The sequence below is a fragment of the Collinsella sp. SGI.095 genome (assembly GCF_050314535.1).
GTDB lineage: Bacteria > Actinomycetota > Coriobacteriia > Coriobacteriales > Coriobacteriaceae > Collinsella.
The window spans coordinates 1-1,447 of sequence record NZ_JBNPNG010000049.1 but is presented as its reverse complement, the minus strand read 5'-3'; the positions used below and the strand labels follow the sequence as shown (position 1 = coordinate 1,447).

Genomic DNA, 1,447 nt, shown 5'->3' with positions numbered 1-1,447 from the left:
TGAACTGCACCCCAAAACTTGGACGGCTTAAATAAGAACTACGCCGCAAGGGACTGTCTCCGGAACTCCTCCGGGGTCAGTCCCTTCAGTTTAACCTGGCGCCTCCTCGTGTTCCAATGGACCACGAAGTCGTCGAGGTCCGCCTTGAAGGACTCGAAGTCCGGCCACGTCCTTCCGCGGAAGAACTCGTCCTTGATGTGGCCGAACACCTGCTCCGTCGCGCCGTTGTCGATGCAGTTGCCCTTCCGGGACATGCTCTGCACCACGCCGGCCTCCTCCAACCGTCTGCACCAACCGGCCTGCTGGTACTGCCAGCCCATGTCCGAGTGCAGGATCGGCCTGGAGCCCTTGGGCTTCTTGGACACGAGCTGGTCGAGCAGCTCGTGCTGCTGAGCCATGTTGGGGTGCAGCGACGTGGACCAGGCGACGATCTCCTTGCTGCCGAAGTCGTAGACCGGCGCGAAGTAGGCCTTGCCCCAGGGCTGTTTGAACTCGGTGACGTCGGTGCCCATCTTTTCCCACGGCCCGTCGGCGGCGAAGTCGCGCCCGATGACGTTCTCGAAGGTCTTTCCGACCTTGCCCCTGTACGAGTTGTACCTGTGGTAGTCGGTCTCGCGGCGGATCCCGCAGCTGATGCCCATCTCGCGCATCATCTTCAGCACGGTCTTGTAGGCTATGCGCACGCCCTGCTCGGCGCGCAGGCACATGGCGATCTGCCTGTGGCCGCACCCGTTGGCCGTGCGCGAGAATATCTCGGCGGCGGCCTCCCAGAGCTCGGGCCTGGTGGGAGCCTTCGGGTGCGACAGCGCGTAGTAGTAGCTCGACCTCGCCAGGCCGGCGCACTCCAGCAGGCACCCCAGCCCGTACCCCTCTTCGCGCAGGGCGCTCACGGCCTCGACCTTCGCCCTGGTCAGAGTCCGTCCCTCTCGACCAGGGCACGCAATTTTTTTAGGTAGGCCACCTCGGTCTCGAGCCTTCGGCAGCGCTCCTCGAGCTCCTGCTCGCGCGTGCGCGGCCTCGCCTTGGAACCGCTCGGCCGGCCCTTGGGCCTGGGCCTGAGCGCCTCGGCGCCGCCCTCGCGGTAGAGCGCGCACCATCTCTTGAGCGGCGCCAGGGACATGACCCCGAACGCCTTCATGGCGTCCCGCTTGCCCATGCCGCCGTCGACGACGGCGGAGGCGGCGGCGACCTTCTGCTCGTATGTGTACCTGGTCTGCTTGCCGTCCATGGATAGCAGCACCTCGCTTCCGAACGACCGGTATACGTAGAGCCATTGTCTCACGGTGTCGCGCGGGACCGACAGCGCCTTCGCCGCCGACTCGGAGCCGTGGCCTCGCTCGAAGAGCCCGATCGCCGCCTTCCTGGCCTCGATGTCGTGCTTCACCCTCAAGTCGACACGCATAAAAAGCCTCCCATTTCTCATGTCCAAGAAATGGGAGGCAGTTCA

At 64.9% G+C, this 1,447-nt stretch carries 2 protein-coding genes; both read right to left on the bottom strand.

Going from position 1 to position 1,447, the window contains the following annotated elements:
* Nucleotides 1-38 precede the first annotated feature (38 nt).
* Complete coding sequence (locus ACQRCA_RS08385) at nucleotides 39-914, bottom strand: IS3 family transposase (protein WP_427719883.1); 876 nt, start codon at nucleotides 912-914, stop codon at nucleotides 39-41.
* On the bottom strand, nucleotides 911-1,402 hold the full coding sequence (locus ACQRCA_RS08380; protein ID WP_427719882.1) for a transposase: 492 nt from the start codon (nucleotides 1,400-1,402) through the stop codon (nucleotides 911-913). The genes ACQRCA_RS08385 and ACQRCA_RS08380 overlap by 4 nt, the downstream gene beginning before the upstream one ends.
* Nucleotides 1,403-1,447 lie beyond the last annotated feature (45 nt).